The organism is Frankia sp. KB5 (assembly GCF_002099325.1).
GTDB lineage: Bacteria > Actinomycetota > Actinomycetes > Frankiales > Frankiaceae > Frankia > Frankia casuarinae.
Map to the genome: position 1 here is coordinate 1 of NZ_MRUJ01000098.1, position 14,570 is coordinate 14,570.

Consider the following 14,570-nt stretch of genomic DNA (forward strand, 5'->3'; position numbering starts at 1 on the left):
CCGGCGCGTCCAATCCTCGCGGCTGATCGCGTACACGCCCTTCTCCGCGCCGTGGAGATGCTCGGTTCGCGCGAGGTGCATGCCGAGCCGTTCGGCGAGGCGGACCGACGCGGCGTTCTCGGCGCGGACGACGGACACGACCTCGGGCAGGTCGGGATGGGTGTCGAACGCCCAGGTGATCGCAGCGCTCGCCGCCTCGGTTCCATAGCCTCGCCCCCACCAGGGCCGGCCGATGAACCAGACCGTTTCGATGCCGGGCCAGCCCGGTTCGGACCACAGGCCCGCGCGGCCGACGAGCGTCCCGGTCGCGCGTTCGACGACGGACCACGGGCCGACACCCTCCAGCTCCCAGCAGCCGATGTTGGCAGCGAGGTTGTGCCACATGCCGTGCCGGTCGGTCGGGCCGCCGATGTACCGGGCGAACTCCGGATCGGCCCAGATCCCGGCGTAGGCGTCGAGATCGGCGCGGGCGATGGGCCGCAGGGTCAGCCGCTCGGTGGTGAGGGTGGGGATGGTGGTCACGACGCGCCGGTTCCCGCCGGCAGGGCCCGGTATGCCTCGACGTACGCGGCGACTTCGGGGAGCTGCCGGTGGTCAGCGCTGAACGCGCGTCCGAGGCTGCGGAGTTTCCCGCTGACGGTGTGGGTGGGAGACGGACTGTCGGCCAGCACGGTGCTCGCGATGCGCGCGGCCTCCTCGGGCTCAGGCCGGGTGCCGCGCAGGTGCGCGAGCGCGAGGGTCAGCGTTGCGTGGTGGGACTCCTCGGCCGAGTAGTCGCCACCGCGGCGCTGGTAGCCGTCCACGGCCATGGTCGCCCACCGTCGGGCCTCGTCCATGTCGCCAAGCGCGAGCGCGGCGCCGGCGCGGAACATCGCCACGCCGGCCGGGCCTACCGGGGTCGACCCGGGCCGGGGTGCGAACGTGTCCGCGGTCATCTCCATACGGTCGAGCGCCTCCCGGGCCGCAGGGATATCCCCTAGGGCGGCGTGGGTGCGCGCCTCGTATGCGGCGATCCGCGCGGTCATGTACGGATCGGAGATGTGCGCGACGGCCTGGAGGTCCGCGAGCGCCGGGGCGTACCGCCGCCGCCAGTAGGCAATGCTCGACCGCAGCGCGGCCACGGACAGGATGAGGACCGGGTCGCCGACCTCCGCGGCGTAGCGGCCGGCGAGGCCGGCGAAACGGCGAGCGGAGCGCATGTCGTTGGTGTTGAACGCCAGGCGGCCCAGGAAATACGTGAACTGGCCGCCGAGCAGGGTGATCCGTGGCCGCGCCTCGGGGGCGACGGGGCCGCCGAGGATCGTGGTGATCTGCCGCCAGCGGGCGCCGACCTCAGGCAGGAGAGAAGCGTGGGGGGCAGAGCCATAGACACAGGCGATCTCGTCCGCGTCCTCCTCCAGCTCGTCGAGCGTCGCCGCGGTCACCGCCTCGTCCATGCGTGTCTGCGCGGCAGCGGCCAGGGCCGACAGGGCGGTCAGTTCCACGAACTCGCGCCGGTCCGTACTCGTCTCCTCTCCTGGCCCCCGGCTATCCACTGTGGGGCCGAGAGAGAGACGGTGTCCACGATCCAATCTGATCTCGTCGGCGGTGCGTTCCATCACCGCGTCCTGCCAGAGGGCGATCAGCCGGCCGGCGGCATGGAGCTCCCGGTCCAAGCCCTCGATCACGTGCGGTGATGGGAGGAGCTTCGGGCTCCCATGCTGTTCACCTCGGACGGCGGCAGAGATGACCATCCGGCTGACGCCGATCTGGCGGGCCAGCTCGGACCGGTTCGTCCCAGTCTGTTTGATCAGCCGCTCGACTTCAGCAACGAACGTCGCCCGTGCCGGCGCCGCGACAGCCGTCATCGTCTCCCCGTCCTGCGCTGACGCGAGAGAGATGCCTCTCGCGCATGCGAGTTTCTCGCAGTCTGTACCAGATCTGCACCGGAGGGTGTCATATCCACACCGGCGGATGTGCCAACTGCTGAGTGCGGGCTGGCGCGCCGAGCAGTCCCGTTCGCGGCGGTAACGCTGCGCCCCCGTGGGCAGAAGCCCACCTCACATCCCCATGGAGGAGCCTCGTGACCAACCCCGAGACCGGAACGATCATGATTGTTGACCTGCCGAGCCCGTACACCGGCGGCGAGCGCGCGGCGGTGATCATGGACATGATCCAGGAGCACCCGGAGTTCGACCGGCTGCGGTCGAGCACGCTGAAGTACCCGACGTGCTGGGCGACGTTCACCGGCTACCCGCTGATCGCCGAGTGGGACCTGGACGAAGACGGGCCGCACCTGTTCGTCGAGGGTCTGCGCACCATGGCGATGAAGGCGGCGGTCTACGAGCTCACCGGCGACGAGCGGGCGGCGGAACTGCTGGTCGCCGCGCCGGTGGACGAGATGGTGCACGCGCTGACCGCCCAGTTCACGATCCTCTCCCGGATCCAGGCCGATCTGCGGGTGACGTTCGTCCACTCGACCGACGCGGAGCGGTTCGACTACGACGTCGACGGCTACACCGACCAGATCTACCGGGCTGCCCGCTGGGGGGAGCTGCCCCGGCGCTACTGGCTCGGCAAGGCCGAGACCGCGCGCCGTCTCAACATCCTGTCCGAGCACTACGAGTCGATCGGGGTGCAGGCCGGCGGCCGGTCGCACTACTTCACCTTCGGCCGCTAGACCATCGCGGCGAGGGCGGYCCGCAGCGCGCCGACGACGACGTCCGCGGGGAAGCTGCGGGCCGCCTGCCGCTCCGCATCAGCGAGCACCGCATCCACCCGGCCTGGGCCGGCGTGGCGGACCAGCTCCGTCATCCACCCGGCCAACGCGCCGGCCTCGGCCGGCATCGGCCCCGCTGGGACGGCCGGGGGCGTCCGCGCGGGCCACCCCTCACCCCCGGAGGCGTACCGGCCCGGCCGCACCCCGATCTTGTCCGGGTGGATGCACACCGGCACTCCGCTGGCCGTGTCCCGCCGGTAGCCGGCCGTCGAGTCGTACCGGCAGCCGGGCTGCGGCCCGTCCACCACATCGAACCGCCCCGGGTCGTGGAGCTGTCCGGGGCAGACCGCGCACAGCGCGTCCTCATCCCAGGGATGATCCATGACCTCGCTACCGGACCCCACCCGCCTATCATCGCCACCGCTGCGCAGGTCCGTGCTCACCCGGCCCCGGCCGCCGGTCATCGAGYACGCTCTCGGGATCGCCCGCGAATGGTGCGCCGGGCACATCATCGACAGCGCCCCGGCGCTCGGCCATGCCGTCCGCGTCGCGGTCACCCTCGGCCGGCACCTGCCCGACGCGCCGGCCGACCTGGTGGCCGCGGTGCTGCTGCACGACGTGCCCGACTACCGCGGATCGGCCTTGGTCGACAACGCCATCGAGGACCGGTGCGGCACCCGCACCCTGACGATGGTGTGGCTGATGTACGGCGAGCACATGGCGATGGACCTGTACGCCACCGCGCCGACACGGGCGCTGCGGCGCCTCGACCGGCTGCCTGATCTGGTCATGGCCGCCCTCACCGCCGACAAGATCGTCAGTATGGGTTATGTCCTGCGCGGCGCCGAACGCAGCACCGACCCGACCCGCTACTGGGCGGCCCGACACCCGTTCCTACGCCTCGTGCCGTACCTACGTGCCTTCCACAGCGCGACCGCGCAGCGCATACCCGAAACCCTCGGCGCCGAGCTGGACCAGCTCGTCACAGGCGCAGAGAAGGTCGCCGCGGCCCACTGACCGCCTGCCCGCCCGGGAGGCCGTCCACCCCGACGGCGGCGGGCAGGCCCCACAACACAGGGAGAGATCATGTCCCGGCAGGCCACCGCGCCGGCCACCCCGGACGCCCCGACGATCCTGGTCGGCCGCTCGGGTGCCGAGGTCGTCATCCGCTACGACTACGCCGGCACCGGTGGCGACCTGCGGCTGCCGCTGGTGATCTGGGTTGGTCTGGCCAAGGTCACCACCGCCGGCCGTCTCGCCACGCTCGGCGAGGAATGGACGGCGTGGTCGTCATCCGGCGGCCGCTCGCGGCGGGACGGCGGCGAGGTGGTGCACGGCTACGGCTACCTCCACCAGCGGGAGGCCCGGCTCCCCGCGCCGGTGTGGCGGGCACTCTCCGCCGCGATCCACGCCGGCACGCTCGACCAGCTACCCGCGCTCGACGCTCAGGAACTCGCCGTCCGAGCCGTCGAGCAGATCCCGCTCATCACCGCCAGTGCCACCGGCGCCTGAGCCGGCCCATCGTCACCGGGGGGTTCCATGCGCACCATCGACATGATCCCAACCGTCCGGCTCGCGGCCGGGCTGGCCTGGGCGGACAACCGGGCCCGGCCCGGCGGCGGCTGGATCCGCCCGCAGACCCTCGCCGACCGGCTCCAGGCCCCTCGCGAGCAGGTAGCCGCCTGGATGGCCACCCTCACCACCGTGGGCATCATGGCCGAGCAGCGCACCGGCGCAGGGAGGGCCTACCGGTTCGCCCCCCGGCGGGACGTGCCACCRCTGGTGCGCCGTCCGGTGGACGCGGTCCGCCGCCGGGAGCTGTGGGCCGCGCTCACCGCCGCGCAGACCTCCGGGCCGGCGAGCACCGAACGGATCGCCCGCGTCCTGGACGCGGAGACAGGTCGGGTGGACCGGGAGGAGCTGGCACTGCGCCTCGCCACGCTCGCCGCCCGGCGCATTCTCGCCGTGGACGCGGGCTGCTGGCGGTACACCACCGCCGGTGCGGCGGCCTCGACCGCCGCACTCGCCCGGCCCCTCGACTCGGCCGACGGCTGGTCGGCGATCGCCGCCACCCGCCCGCCCGTTTTCGGGGCGGTGGACATGGACGACGTTGCCCACCGGCTCGGCCTGAGCATGCCGCGGCTCCGGATCTGGTGCCAGGAGCAGGAGGACGCCGGACTCCTGCGGCAGTTAGTCGGCGGCGGATGGGCGGTCACCGATATGGGCCGTACGCGCATCCCAGCCACACCCGTGGCAGCGGCGGCCTAACAAATACTTACCTTGGAGGTGCACATGCCCCACACCGAGATGCTGTGGCTGGAGATCACCGGACGCTGCCAGCTTGCCTGCTCCCACTGCTACGCCGAGTCCGGGCCGACTGCCGGCCACGGGACGATGACCGTCGACGACTGGCACAAGGTCATCGACGACGCGGCCGGGCTCGGCGTCCGCCAGGTAGCGATGATCGGCGGCGAACCGACGCTGCACCCGGCGCTGCCCGACCTGGTCGGCTACGCCCTCGCCGCCGGCCTGACCGTGGAGATCTTCAGCAACCTGGTGCGGGTGCCCGCCGAGCTGTGGCCGACGCTGATGCGCCTCGGGGTGCGGCTGGCCACCAGCTACTATGCGGCCAGCGCGGCTGACCACGACCGGGTCACCGGCCGCGCCGGTTCCCACGCCCTGACCCGGGCGAACCTCATCGAGGTGCTGCGCCGCTCCATCCCCCTGCGGGTCGGCATCGTCGGTGGCGGCGACGCCGCCGACCGGGCGCACTCGGATCTGCTCGGCCTCGGCGTGACGAACATCCGCCGGGACGTGGTCCGCGCGTTCGGCCGGGCGGCCGGCCACGACGGGGCCACGGCGGGCGGCTGCGGACACTGCGGGCTCGGCCGGGCCGCGGTCCTGCCGGACGGCAGGATCACGCCGTGCGTGATGAGCCGCGGCCTCGACGGCGGTAACGTCCGGGACACCCCGCTGGCCGGTCTGCTGGCCGGGAAGCAGTGGCAGGCCGCGGTGGAATCGGTCCCGCGGTCCCGGATGGGCCCGTGCGATCCGGACAGCGACCATGAGAGATGTGGGCCGGTGCATCCCGAGCCGGACCCGAACTGATGGCCGAGCCGTGGCGGGCGCACGCCCGCACCCTGGCCGACGAGATCAGCCATCCCGGATCCCGCTGGTATCCGGTCGTCGCCGACATCCCACGGCACGAGTTCGTGCCCGCGTGGTGGGTGCGAACCGAGAACGGGTGGGACCTGCGCCGCGGCCCGATCGCCGATGTCTACGCCGCCCACCGGTCGCTCGTCACGAGAGTCGGCAAGAACCACGCCGATCACGCCGCCGAGGGCGACAGGCCGATGGGCATGCCGACGTCGTCGGCCACGATGCCTGCGCTGGCCCTGCGCATGTACCAGCACGCCCAACTGGCCGAGGGCCTGAACATCCTGGACGTCGGCACCGGCTCCGGGTACGGGGCGGCGCTACTCGCCCGCCGTTACGACGACCAGCGCATCACCACGATCGACGTCGACCCGTACCTGGTCGCCGCCGCCGCGGACCGCCTCGCCGCCCTCGACCTGCACCCCACCGCCCTGACCGTGGATGCCACCGGTCCGCTGCCCGGCCAGTACGACCGGATCGTCTCCATGGTCTCGGTCCCGTCCATCCCGACGAGCTGGCTGGACGCACTACGCCCGGGGGGGCGGCTGGTCGCCACGATCACCGGCACCTACATGGTCATCACCGTGACGAGCACCCCACGCGGCCGCGTGGGCATGGTCGAGTTCACGCCGGCCGCGTTCATGCGCACCCGCACCGGTGATGACTACCCGCCGAACGCGGTCGACAGCGACCGGCTTGACGAGGCCGACGGCGAGGAGGTGACCACCGGCCGATACCCGGTCGTGGACGTCGCCGAGGCGTGGGAGCTGTCGGCCATGATCGCCCTGGCCGTGCCGGGGGTACGGCACGGCTACCGCAGGGAGGCCGACGGCCGGCACACGGCGATCATGGCCCATCCGGACGGGTCGTGGGCGCGGGCTACCGCGGTCGGCGCCGATCTGCCGACGGTTCACCAGGGCGGGCCGCGCCGACTCTGGGACATTCTCGACGACGTCCGCGACGACTGGCTCCGCCTCGGATACGCCCCGCACCTCGGCGCCAACGCCCGGATCGCCGACGACGGCAGCATCCGGCTCTCCCACGGAGCCTGGACGGCAACCGTGCGCGCCGAATAGGGCGAGAACCTGCTACCAAGTTGCGGCCCAGTGCTCCGGCCTTCAGGCCGGAGGTGAAGGGCCGCGCGGGAAGGCCGCCTCGCGGCCTGAGCGTGCCCTAAACCGGGCGGGTCTGCTCTTCGATGTACCGGCGGAGCACCTCCAGCGGCGCGCCACCGACCGACCCGGCGAAGTRCGACCCGGACCAGAGCCGGTTCGCCCGCCAGTAGTGCCGGGCCAGCTCGGGGAACTCCTGGCGCATCCGGCGCGACGACACGCCCTTGAGGCTGTTCACCAGCTTCGACAGGGCGACCTTGGGTGGGAAGTTGACCAGCAGGTGGACATGGTCATGTTCGCCGTTGAACTCGACGAGTTCGGTCTCGAAGTCGACGCACACCGCCCGCATGATCTCTTCCAGTCGGGTGAGGTGCTGATCGTCAAACACCCGATGCCGATACTTCGTGACGAAAACCAAGTGGGCGTGCAGGGCGAAAACGCAGTGCCTGCCAGTGCGAACGTTGAGATCGGTGGCCATAAACCAAGGGTAAACTGGGGGTGTGCAGCTTCGGTACAGCTTCCGGCTCCACCCGACGGCGGGTCAGCGTGCGTCGCTGGCACAGGCGTTCGGGTGCGCCCGGGTCGTGTACAACGACGGCCTGCGCGCCCGGGAGGATGCGCGGGCGGCGGGGCTGCCGTTCCCGAAGACGGGGGACCTGTCGAAGCTGCTGATCACCGAGGCGAAGAAGAGCCCGGAACGGGCTTGGCTCGCAGAGGTGTCCGCGGTGGTGTTGCAGCAGTCGCTGCGCGACCTCGATACGGCCTATCGGAACTTCTTCGACGGGCTGGCCGGGAAACGGCCCCGGATGGGCGCGCCGCGGTTCAAGTCCAAGCGGGACACCCGCCAGTCGGTCAGGTTCACCGCCAACGCCCGCTGGTCGGTCACCACGGGCGGGAAGCTGCGCCTACCGAAGATCGGCGATGTTCCGGTCCGCTGGTCGCGCAGGTTGCCGTCGGCACCGTCGTCGGTGACGGTGATCYGGGACAGCGCAGGCCGGTACTTCGCGAGCTTCGTCGTCGAGGCGGGACAGGTGGACAGCCCGGCGGAGACGACCACCGAGGTCGGTATCGACCTGGGACTCGGCCACTTCGCGGTCCTCTCCGACGGGAGGAAAATCGACTCCCCGCGGTTCCTGCGCCGCACGGAGAAACGTCTCCGCCGGGTGCAACGCGACCTGTCCCGGAAGAAGAAGGGCTCGAAGAACAGGGCCAAGGCTCGGTTGAAGGTCGCCCGGGAGCATGCGCGGGTCGCCGACGCGCGCCGCGAGTTCCATCACCAGCTCTCCACCCGGCTGATCCGCGAGAATCAAGCGGTCGCCGTCGAGGACTTGGCGGTCAACGGGCTCGCGCGCACGCGGTTGGCGAAGTCGGTGCACGACGCCGGCTGGTCGGCGTTCGTCGCCATGCTGGAGYACAAGGCCGCCCGGTACGGCCGGACGTTCGTCCGGATCGGACGGTTCGAGCCGACGTCGCAGGTCTGTTCGGCCTGCGGGGTGAAGGACGGCCCGAAACCGCTGGYGGTCCGGGAGTGGACGTGCCAGGCGTGCGGGTCGGTGTTGGACAGGGATGTGAACGCGGCGGTCAACGTCGCGAAGGCGGCCGGACTGGCCGTGTCTGCCCGTGGAGCGCAGGTAAGACCGGCATCCGTGCCGGCACCGCGCGACGAAGCGGGAACCCACCCGAAGCTCACCCCCACCGGGGCGTAGCAGACGGGAATCTCCGCCCTTCAGGGCGGAGAGGAAGTCAACGTCCCAGACCCGGCCGTCCGGGCCCACGAGGATCGGGACGTGCATGCAGTGCCGGGCGATCCAGCCGAGCCGCTCGCGGTCGCGTGTGACGAGGTCTGCGATCTCGTCGGCCCAGGTCCATGGCCGGTCGTGTGACCCGGGTCGCCAGCGGGCCATGATCTCGTAGGCGGTGAGGGTCTCGGGCGCGGGTGTGGGTTGGGGTCGGCGGCGCGGCCGGAACAGGGCGATCACGCCGTCGCTCCGCTGCGGCATCCGTAGGGCGAGCATCCGTCCGGGTCGCCTTCCTCGTCGAGGGTGTCGAAGATGGTGGGCTGGTAGAGCGCGATCCACTCGGCGCGGGTCAGCTTGTCGATCGGCGCCTGATCGAGCGGCATCCGGGAGCGGTCGAGGTGCTCGTACACGGCCCGCGGCTCCCAGCCGGTGTCGGCGAAGATCGCCGCATCCGGTCGCGGTAGCGCGGCCTCGACGGCGAGGAGCGCGAGCGTGGTGCTCTGGATGCCAGCGCCGAGGGACAGGACGCGGATGGTGGGCTCGCTCATCCGGCCACCTCCGGGGGGTTGCAGCGGCGGGTGGTGCCCTCGGTGGCGCTCACCGGGCACCACCCTCAGCGGCGTGCGGGCACAACCACCCGTGCCGCCGCTCGTAAGAAGCCCCCGCAGGCTGATAAGCGTGACACCGCAGCTCCGGGCACTTCCACGCCGGACCCTCCACCGGCGCGCTGTCCGGGCCGAACGGCTGCCGGTAGATGTGCCACCAGTCCATGTCGTCTGGGTCGGTCACCRTCATGTCGCCGTCGACGACCTCAGCGCCCTCGATCAGCTCATGGTCCTCCTGGAGATCCGCGGTCGCGTACTCGTCTTCGACCCACACCAGGTAGCGAATGGTGGTCTCCGCGATGACCGGCCGGCGGCGGGTCCCGTCGTCATCGTCACCGAGGCCGTCGAGGAGCTGCTCAAGCTCCCAGTCGCCGTCGCGGAGGATTACCCGCTCGGCGGCGGTGGAGGCGCTCACCGGGCACCCCTTCTGCGTGTGTCTGAGGGGTGCCCGAGGCGGCGCGGGCGAGACGACCGGGGCACGTTACTGCACTGGTCAGACCATAGATGCTGGCGCGCATAACAGATCCTGGTCTGGGAGATGCACAGCTCGCTGGGGAAGTGACTCCTCCGCCGGCTAAAGCCGGCGGCTTCTCAAGCCGCCTGAGCGTCAGCTTGAAGGGCAAGCCCTGCCCTGAGAATGTTGATCGCCGCGTTCTCGTCGGCGTGCGCCGAGTGCCCGCACCTCACGCAGCRGAACTCGGCCTGCGAGGGACGGTTCTCCTTCGCGACRTGCCCGCACTCGGCGCACCGCTGGGAGGTGTGGCGGGCGTTCACCTCAACAACCGTCCRCCCGGCGCTTTCAGCCTTGGCACGCAGCACACCAATCCAGCCATCAGGACATCACCCACCGTCGCCCATCAGGCCACACGCAGACCCCAGCCAGCACCACCGGCACCGATCAACAACGGGACTTCCGAATACTTACGTCCCGGGAGCGGAGGTGGTGCGACAGCTCACCGTGCAGCGGGTGGAAAATCTTCTCAAGGAGACCACAGTCGAGCCCGAGGACAACTTCCTGGACCTGGAGGGCCTCTCCCATCGCGAACACACCGCACCGCCGCTCGGGACGCTCCCGCCGCGCTCCGTTTCCGCTCACGGCTGGTAAGTGCCCGACCTATTTTCGGTGAACATCGCTCCCCGCGACGGGCAGCATGCCCAGTATGTTGCGACCCACCCGCAGCTCCGATCGAGTCAGCCACGAGCGCGAGGCTGTGCACAGCGTTCTGGACGAGGCACTCGTCTGCCACGTCGGCCTGGTCGTACACGGGCAGCCGCATGTCCTGCCCACGATGCACGTCCGCGCCGACGATCTTGTGTACGTGCACGCCTCCAGCGCGGCAAGGCTGGCCATTCTGGCGAGATCCGCGCCGATCCGGATGTGTATGACCGTATCGCTTCTCGACGGCGTTGTCCTGGCTCGTTCCGCTTTCCATCATTCACTGAACTATCGTTCGGTGGTGATCCACGCCGATGCCCGTCTGGTCCGGGACGACGAGGAGAAGACGCGGGCGCTGGCCATGCTGGTGGATCGCGTCGGGGCCGGGCGTTCGGACCAGTGCCGCCACGATCACGACCCCGCCAGCCGGAGATTGGCGAACGTCTTCACCAAGGAGGAACTCATCCACCTCGCTGCCATGAGCCCCCGCCGGACGGGATCGTCGCCCACGATTCCCTCCCACCACAGTCGAGCGACTCACCGTGGGGAGGGTCCCACCAACCCTGCGGAACATGCGTTCGAGGCCGGCCGTGGTTCGATCATTTCGATCCTTATCTGGCATCGTTCCTGGTCAGTTGCCGCGTCCCGACCGGGCGGACGGTGATTTCAGGGCCTTCGACCAAGACCGATCGGTTCTTCTGCTGCCGTGTCAGGTCCACCCTTTTTCTGATCATGATCTTGGCCTGGGTGAATACGGTTCGCGATCTGTCGCTTGAGATCCAGCACTGTGGAACGGTGCTGGTCACGGCCTCGCGAGTTGGTTCGAGTCCCGGCTGGACGACCATGTTGCGATCACGCGAACGGCGTCCGATCAGCCGAGGTGTTGAGCGGTGGCTACTTCGGAGGACAGCCACGGTAGCCGCGGGCAGCTGCTGGGGCCACGGCAAGAGTGTGCAGGGCACCCTGTTCGCCGACGGCCCGGGCAGYGACGAAGGGAACGGTCACGTCCAGTTKCCGTCCAGCATGCCGATGGCACCGGCCGGGAGTCGCCGTTCACGTCAGGCGGCAGGACCATGCTCTTCGCCCTGAACCACTTCATGTCGGTGGTCTCCTTGGCGGACCTCCCCGATTCGGCGGTGATCATGGTTGACGCGTCCCGCGCACGGCTGTTCGGCAACCTCGACGAGTTGGCGGCAACCTCGACGAGTTGGCGGCTACCTCAACGAGTTGGCGGCTACCTCGCGGCTGGTGGTGCACCGCCCGGCCGGCAGCAGGCACCCCCGGGTGCCGGAGGCCGTGTACCCCATCGACTATGGCTACCTGGAGGGCGCCGTGGCCGCGGACGGTGACGGTGACGGCGTGGGCGTCTTCCGCGGCAGTGCTGTCGGTGCTGGCGTGGTGGGATTCTTCGTGACGGCGGATCCGGGCACGTGTGACGTGGAGGTCAAGGTTTTGATCGACTGCACCGGCGGCGAGATCGACCGGGTGCGGGGCTGCTCGACGACGTCCTGGGTATCGGGGGCCTGCTCGTGCGGCTGACGTCGACCATGAGGTTTCCTGCCTGTCTGGCTCGCTCCGTCCGTCACGCGGGGTTGATGCCGTACCACTGCGACTGGGCGAAGATCTCCTCCGTTGACGGCACCGGCGCGTCCGGGCCGGGCATGTCAAGGCCGGGCGCGGGGTCGCCGATGGCGACGACCAGGTCCGCGAACGAGGCGGGCGCGTTGATCAGCAGGGTGCGGGCAGGCTGGTCGGCGTTGACGAAGCGGTGCGGGACCCCCCGCGGCAGGAAGAGCAGCGAGCCGGGCCCGGCCTCCCACGCGTCGTCGCCGCAGTGCACCTCCAGGTGCCCGTCGATCAGGAAGAACACCTCGTCGGAGTCGCGGTGCACGTGTGGCGGGGGCGCGTAGCCGGGCGGAACGCGGTGGTCGACGATGTCGAGGTTGCCGGTGGTGACCGAGCCCATCACCTTGGTCAGGCTGAGGGTGCCGAGCCAGTGATAGGGGTTGCCCTCATCCGGACCAAGGACGTAGCCGCGCGTCGCGGGCTGCGTCGCCGGCTGCGTCGCCGGGCTGGCGGTGTGCGGGGTGAAGCTCATCGTTCCTCCTCGGTCGTTCAGATCCGGTCGTTGAACAGGGTGATGGCCGCGGCGAGCCGCTCGGGCTCTTCCTCGGGCAGGAAATGCCCGGCGCCGTCGAGGATGGACGTGCTAAGGCGCGAGGCCACCGGCGACAGCATCCGGCCGACCTGCTGGCCCAGGCCCCGTTCGCCGCCCACGGCGAGGACGGGGAMGGGGGTCGGGTGTACGAGCAGCGGCTCGGTTTGCGCGATGCTGGCGAACGCGGCGCGGTAGACACCCATGGAGCCGAGTACCCCGGCCGGCCCGGAGAAGGTGCGCAGGTATTCGGCCACCGTGGCCTCGTCGAACGCACGGGGCGCTCCCGCCGGGCCGTCGTAGAACCAGCGCAGGAAGGCTTCCTCACGCCCCACGATCAGTGCCTGCGGCACTCCCGGGGCCAGCGGCAAGATCCACCACCACATGGACCCTGTGGTCATGGTGCCCGGGGCGTAGGCCAGGACGTCCCGCAACGGGCCGCCGAGCATGGTGGGCGCCTCGGCGTAGACCAGGCCTCGGGTCTCTTCTGGGTGGCTGGCGGCCCACAGCAGGGCCGGGGGCGCCCCCATGTCGTGCCCGACGTGCAGGATGGGCCGGCCGGCGCCGAACCCGCTGCGGGCGGTCAGGGCGCGGACCTGCTCGGCCAGCGCGCGTGCGCTGTAGGGATCGGTGCCGCCCGGCTTGTCGCTGTCGCCRTAGCCGAGCATGTCGATGACGAGGACGCGCATTCCGGCGTCGGCCAGGGCGGGGGCGACCCCGCGCCAGGCGTAGCCGGTGGCGAGGAAGCCATGCCACAGCAGCACCGGGGTCCCGTCGTCTGGGCCGCCGGTCCAGTAGTGCAGGCGGTGGCCGCCGACCCGGGCGTATTCCGATCGCAAGCCGCGGATCGGCGGCGCCGGGTCGGCCGGGGCCCCCAGGCTCGGCGTGCTTGTCGGTTCCTGAACCACTGGTCCTCCTCTCGCGTTACTGAGTTCCTGTACGCCTCCGAGCGTACTACAAGGTCTTGTGAAATCAAGATGCTGTAATATCAACGTGTGATTACTACAAGGTGCTTGGGCTATAGTGACGCCATGGCAGGTCAGGCAGGTCAGGCAGGTCAGGCAGGTCAGGCAGGTCAGGCAGGTCAGGCAGGTCAGGCAGGTCAGGCAGGTCAGGCAGGTCAGGAGGACCGTTGGGAGCACTGGCTCGTGCACTTGCTGTGGGTCGTCTCGATCCGCACGTCGCTGCTGGGAGAAGCCGCGCTCGGGGACAGTCCGCTCTCGCTGGCCAGCCTGGGAATGCTGGAGAATCTCAACGCGCGCCCGGGCCTCACCATCGCCGAGCTCAGCCGGCGCGCACCACAGACCCAGCAGGCGCTGAGCCAGATCGCCGCGCGGCTGGAAAAGCTCGGCTGCATCGAGCGCAAGCTGGTTCCCGGCAGCCGCGGCATCGGCCTGTACCTCACTGACGCGGGCGCCCGCGCCCGCGTCAGTGCCCACGAGACGGTTGAGGCATTCGAGGCGCATATTGCCGACGCCCTGGGCACCGACCGGTATCAGCGTCTGATCGAGTCGCTCGCGGCGGCGCAGCCGATCATCCGGGCGCTGAAGCCTGAGCCCGCCGCAGCCGTCGAGGCAACCTAGCCATCCCACGGCTCCAACTGTTAAGCGGCGATCTTGTCCGGACCGTTCCCGGCGGCGGTACGGCGGATCATCTACCCGACGAACCCGCACACAGAGAACCTGACAGCACCCGCGCCGCTATGACGACCTGGCGCGCGTGGCGGTGGTCGCCGCGGCCACCGCCACCCCGCCCGGGCCCGCCGTCACCTGGACTCATGCGGCGATCGCCGCCCAGGTCGCGGGCACCGTCTTCGCCCCGATATCCGCCTCTCAGGTCGGCAGGATCCTGGCCGGCCTGGATCTCAAGCCGCACAAGGTGACCGGATGGCTCACCCGCCACCGTGCCGACGGGGGCGGATCGCCAGTGCCGAGGTGGTGAACAATTGG

The 14,570-nt window shown here is 70.5% G+C and carries 20 protein-coding genes and 1 pseudogene; 12 read left to right on the top strand and 9 right to left on the bottom strand.

The features are described from left to right. Together KBI5_RS10875 and KBI5_RS10880 are read right to left on the bottom strand one after the other, a co-directional pair. Nucleotides 1-522 (bottom strand): GNAT family N-acetyltransferase (locus KBI5_RS10875; protein ID WP_133057002.1); only part of this gene is annotated, 522 nt, incomplete at its 3' end. Beyond that, complete coding sequence (locus KBI5_RS10880; protein ID WP_085015166.1) at nucleotides 519-1,847, bottom strand: hypothetical protein; 1,329 nt, start codon at nucleotides 1,845-1,847, stop codon at nucleotides 519-521. The genes KBI5_RS10875 and KBI5_RS10880, both read right to left, overlap by 4 nt. A 242-nt stretch (nucleotides 1,848-2,089) precedes the next feature. On the opposite strand from KBI5_RS10880, the gene KBI5_RS10885 reads away from it, so the two are divergent. After that, nucleotides 2,090-2,659, top strand: a complete 570-nt coding sequence (locus KBI5_RS10885; RefSeq protein WP_085015185.1) for a hypothetical protein — start codon at nucleotides 2,090-2,092, stop codon at nucleotides 2,657-2,659. On the opposite strand, the gene KBI5_RS10890 is transcribed toward KBI5_RS10885, so the two are convergent. Further along, nucleotides 2,656-3,102: a hypothetical protein gene (locus KBI5_RS10890; protein ID WP_241882818.1), complete on the bottom strand. Its 447-nt coding sequence runs from the start codon at nucleotides 3,100-3,102 to the stop codon at nucleotides 2,656-2,658. The genes KBI5_RS10885 and KBI5_RS10890 overlap by 4 nt on opposite strands. Here KBI5_RS10890 and KBI5_RS10895 point away from each other — a divergent pair. From KBI5_RS10895 to KBI5_RS10915, 5 genes are all read left to right on the top strand, one after another. Then, on the top strand, nucleotides 3,080-3,715 hold the full coding sequence (locus tag KBI5_RS10895; RefSeq protein WP_085015168.1) for a hypothetical protein: 636 nt from the start codon (nucleotides 3,080-3,082) through the stop codon (nucleotides 3,713-3,715). The two genes, KBI5_RS10890 and KBI5_RS10895, sit on opposite strands and share 23 nt — an antisense overlap. Nucleotides 3,716-3,784: 69 nt before the next feature. Beyond that, nucleotides 3,785-4,210, top strand: a complete 426-nt coding sequence (locus KBI5_RS10900) for a hypothetical protein (RefSeq protein ID WP_023840827.1) — start codon at nucleotides 3,785-3,787, stop codon at nucleotides 4,208-4,210. A 27-nt stretch (nucleotides 4,211-4,237) separates the two neighbouring features. Further along, nucleotides 4,238-4,966 carry a hypothetical protein gene (locus KBI5_RS10905; RefSeq protein ID WP_023840826.1) on the top strand — a complete coding sequence of 243 codons (729 nt, stop codon included), beginning with the start codon at nucleotides 4,238-4,240 and terminating at the stop codon, nucleotides 4,964-4,966. 24 nt (nucleotides 4,967-4,990) lie between these two features. Next, on the top strand, nucleotides 4,991-5,806 hold the full coding sequence (locus KBI5_RS10910) for a radical SAM protein (protein WP_023840825.1): 816 nt from the start codon (nucleotides 4,991-4,993) through the stop codon (nucleotides 5,804-5,806). After that, nucleotides 5,770-6,930, top strand: a complete 1,161-nt coding sequence (locus KBI5_RS10915; RefSeq protein WP_241882819.1) for a methyltransferase domain-containing protein — start codon at nucleotides 5,770-5,772, stop codon at nucleotides 6,928-6,930. Before KBI5_RS10910 ends, KBI5_RS10915 begins: the two co-directional genes overlap by 37 nt. Nucleotides 6,931-7,027: 97 nt before the next feature. On the opposite strand, the gene tnpA is transcribed toward KBI5_RS10915, so the two are convergent. Next, complete coding sequence (gene tnpA, locus KBI5_RS10920; protein ID WP_085015169.1) at nucleotides 7,028-7,444, bottom strand: IS200/IS605 family transposase; 417 nt, start codon at nucleotides 7,442-7,444, stop codon at nucleotides 7,028-7,030. Nucleotides 7,445-7,466: 22 nt separating this feature from the next. Between tnpA and KBI5_RS10925 the strand changes: the two genes are divergently transcribed. After that, nucleotides 7,467-8,672 (top strand): RNA-guided endonuclease TnpB family protein, encoded by a 1,206-nt coding sequence (locus tag KBI5_RS10925; RefSeq protein ID WP_085015170.1) that lies wholly within the window; start codon nucleotides 7,467-7,469, stop codon nucleotides 8,670-8,672. Nucleotides 8,673-8,941: 269 nt separating this feature from the next. On the opposite strand, the gene KBI5_RS10930 is transcribed toward KBI5_RS10925, so the two are convergent. From KBI5_RS10930 to KBI5_RS10940, 3 genes and pseudogenes are all read right to left on the bottom strand, one after another. Next, nucleotides 8,942-9,253, bottom strand: a complete 312-nt coding sequence (locus KBI5_RS10930; protein ID WP_023840821.1) for a hypothetical protein — start codon at nucleotides 9,251-9,253, stop codon at nucleotides 8,942-8,944. A 49-nt stretch (nucleotides 9,254-9,302) separates the two neighbouring features. Next, nucleotides 9,303-9,725: a hypothetical protein gene (locus KBI5_RS10935; protein ID WP_085015171.1), complete on the bottom strand. Its 423-nt coding sequence runs from the start codon at nucleotides 9,723-9,725 to the stop codon at nucleotides 9,303-9,305. Between the two features lie 176 nt (nucleotides 9,726-9,901). Further along, nucleotides 9,902-10,135: pseudogene (locus tag KBI5_RS10940) on the bottom strand (transposase); the annotation flags it as partial. Nucleotides 10,136-10,250: 115 nt separating this feature from the next. On the opposite strand from KBI5_RS10940, the gene KBI5_RS26285 reads away from it, so the two are divergent. The 3 genes from KBI5_RS26285 to KBI5_RS27780 all read left to right on the top strand — a co-directional run bounded on the left by KBI5_RS26285 (nucleotide 10,251) and on the right by KBI5_RS27780 (nucleotide 12,005). After that, nucleotides 10,251-10,415 carry a hypothetical protein gene (locus tag KBI5_RS26285; protein ID WP_023840818.1) on the top strand — a complete coding sequence of 55 codons (165 nt, stop codon included), beginning with the start codon at nucleotides 10,251-10,253 and terminating at the stop codon, nucleotides 10,413-10,415. Nucleotides 10,416-10,461: 46 nt separating this feature from the next. Next, nucleotides 10,462-11,130, top strand: a complete 669-nt coding sequence (locus tag KBI5_RS10945) for a pyridoxamine 5'-phosphate oxidase family protein (RefSeq protein ID WP_011437351.1) — start codon at nucleotides 10,462-10,464, stop codon at nucleotides 11,128-11,130. Nucleotides 11,131-11,612: 482 nt separating this feature from the next. Further along, on the top strand, nucleotides 11,613-12,005 hold the full coding sequence (locus tag KBI5_RS27780; protein ID WP_235608857.1) for a hypothetical protein: 393 nt from the start codon (nucleotides 11,613-11,615) through the stop codon (nucleotides 12,003-12,005). Nucleotides 12,006-12,048: 43 nt separating this feature from the next. Here KBI5_RS27780 and KBI5_RS10960 read toward each other — a convergent pair whose 3' ends face one another. Both KBI5_RS10960 and KBI5_RS26290 read right to left on the bottom strand, forming a co-directional pair. After that, nucleotides 12,049-12,564 (bottom strand): cupin domain-containing protein, encoded by a 516-nt coding sequence (locus KBI5_RS10960; protein WP_011437354.1) that lies wholly within the window; start codon nucleotides 12,562-12,564, stop codon nucleotides 12,049-12,051. Between the two features lie 17 nt (nucleotides 12,565-12,581). Further along, nucleotides 12,582-13,460 carry an alpha/beta fold hydrolase gene (locus KBI5_RS26290; protein ID WP_157902480.1) on the bottom strand — a complete coding sequence of 293 codons (879 nt, stop codon included), beginning with the start codon at nucleotides 13,458-13,460 and terminating at the stop codon, nucleotides 12,582-12,584. A gap of 192 nt (nucleotides 13,461-13,652) precedes the next feature. Between KBI5_RS26290 and KBI5_RS26980 the strand changes: the two genes are divergently transcribed. Continuing rightward, a complete protein-coding gene (locus KBI5_RS26980; protein ID WP_085015187.1) occupies nucleotides 13,653-14,204 on the top strand; it encodes a helix-turn-helix domain-containing protein in 552 nt (183 codons plus the stop codon). A gap of 136 nt (nucleotides 14,205-14,340) precedes the next feature. Further along, on the top strand, nucleotides 14,341-14,562 hold the full coding sequence (locus KBI5_RS10975) for a hypothetical protein (protein WP_023840813.1): 222 nt from the start codon (nucleotides 14,341-14,343) through the stop codon (nucleotides 14,560-14,562). The last annotated feature ends 8 nt before the right edge of the window (nucleotides 14,563-14,570 follow it).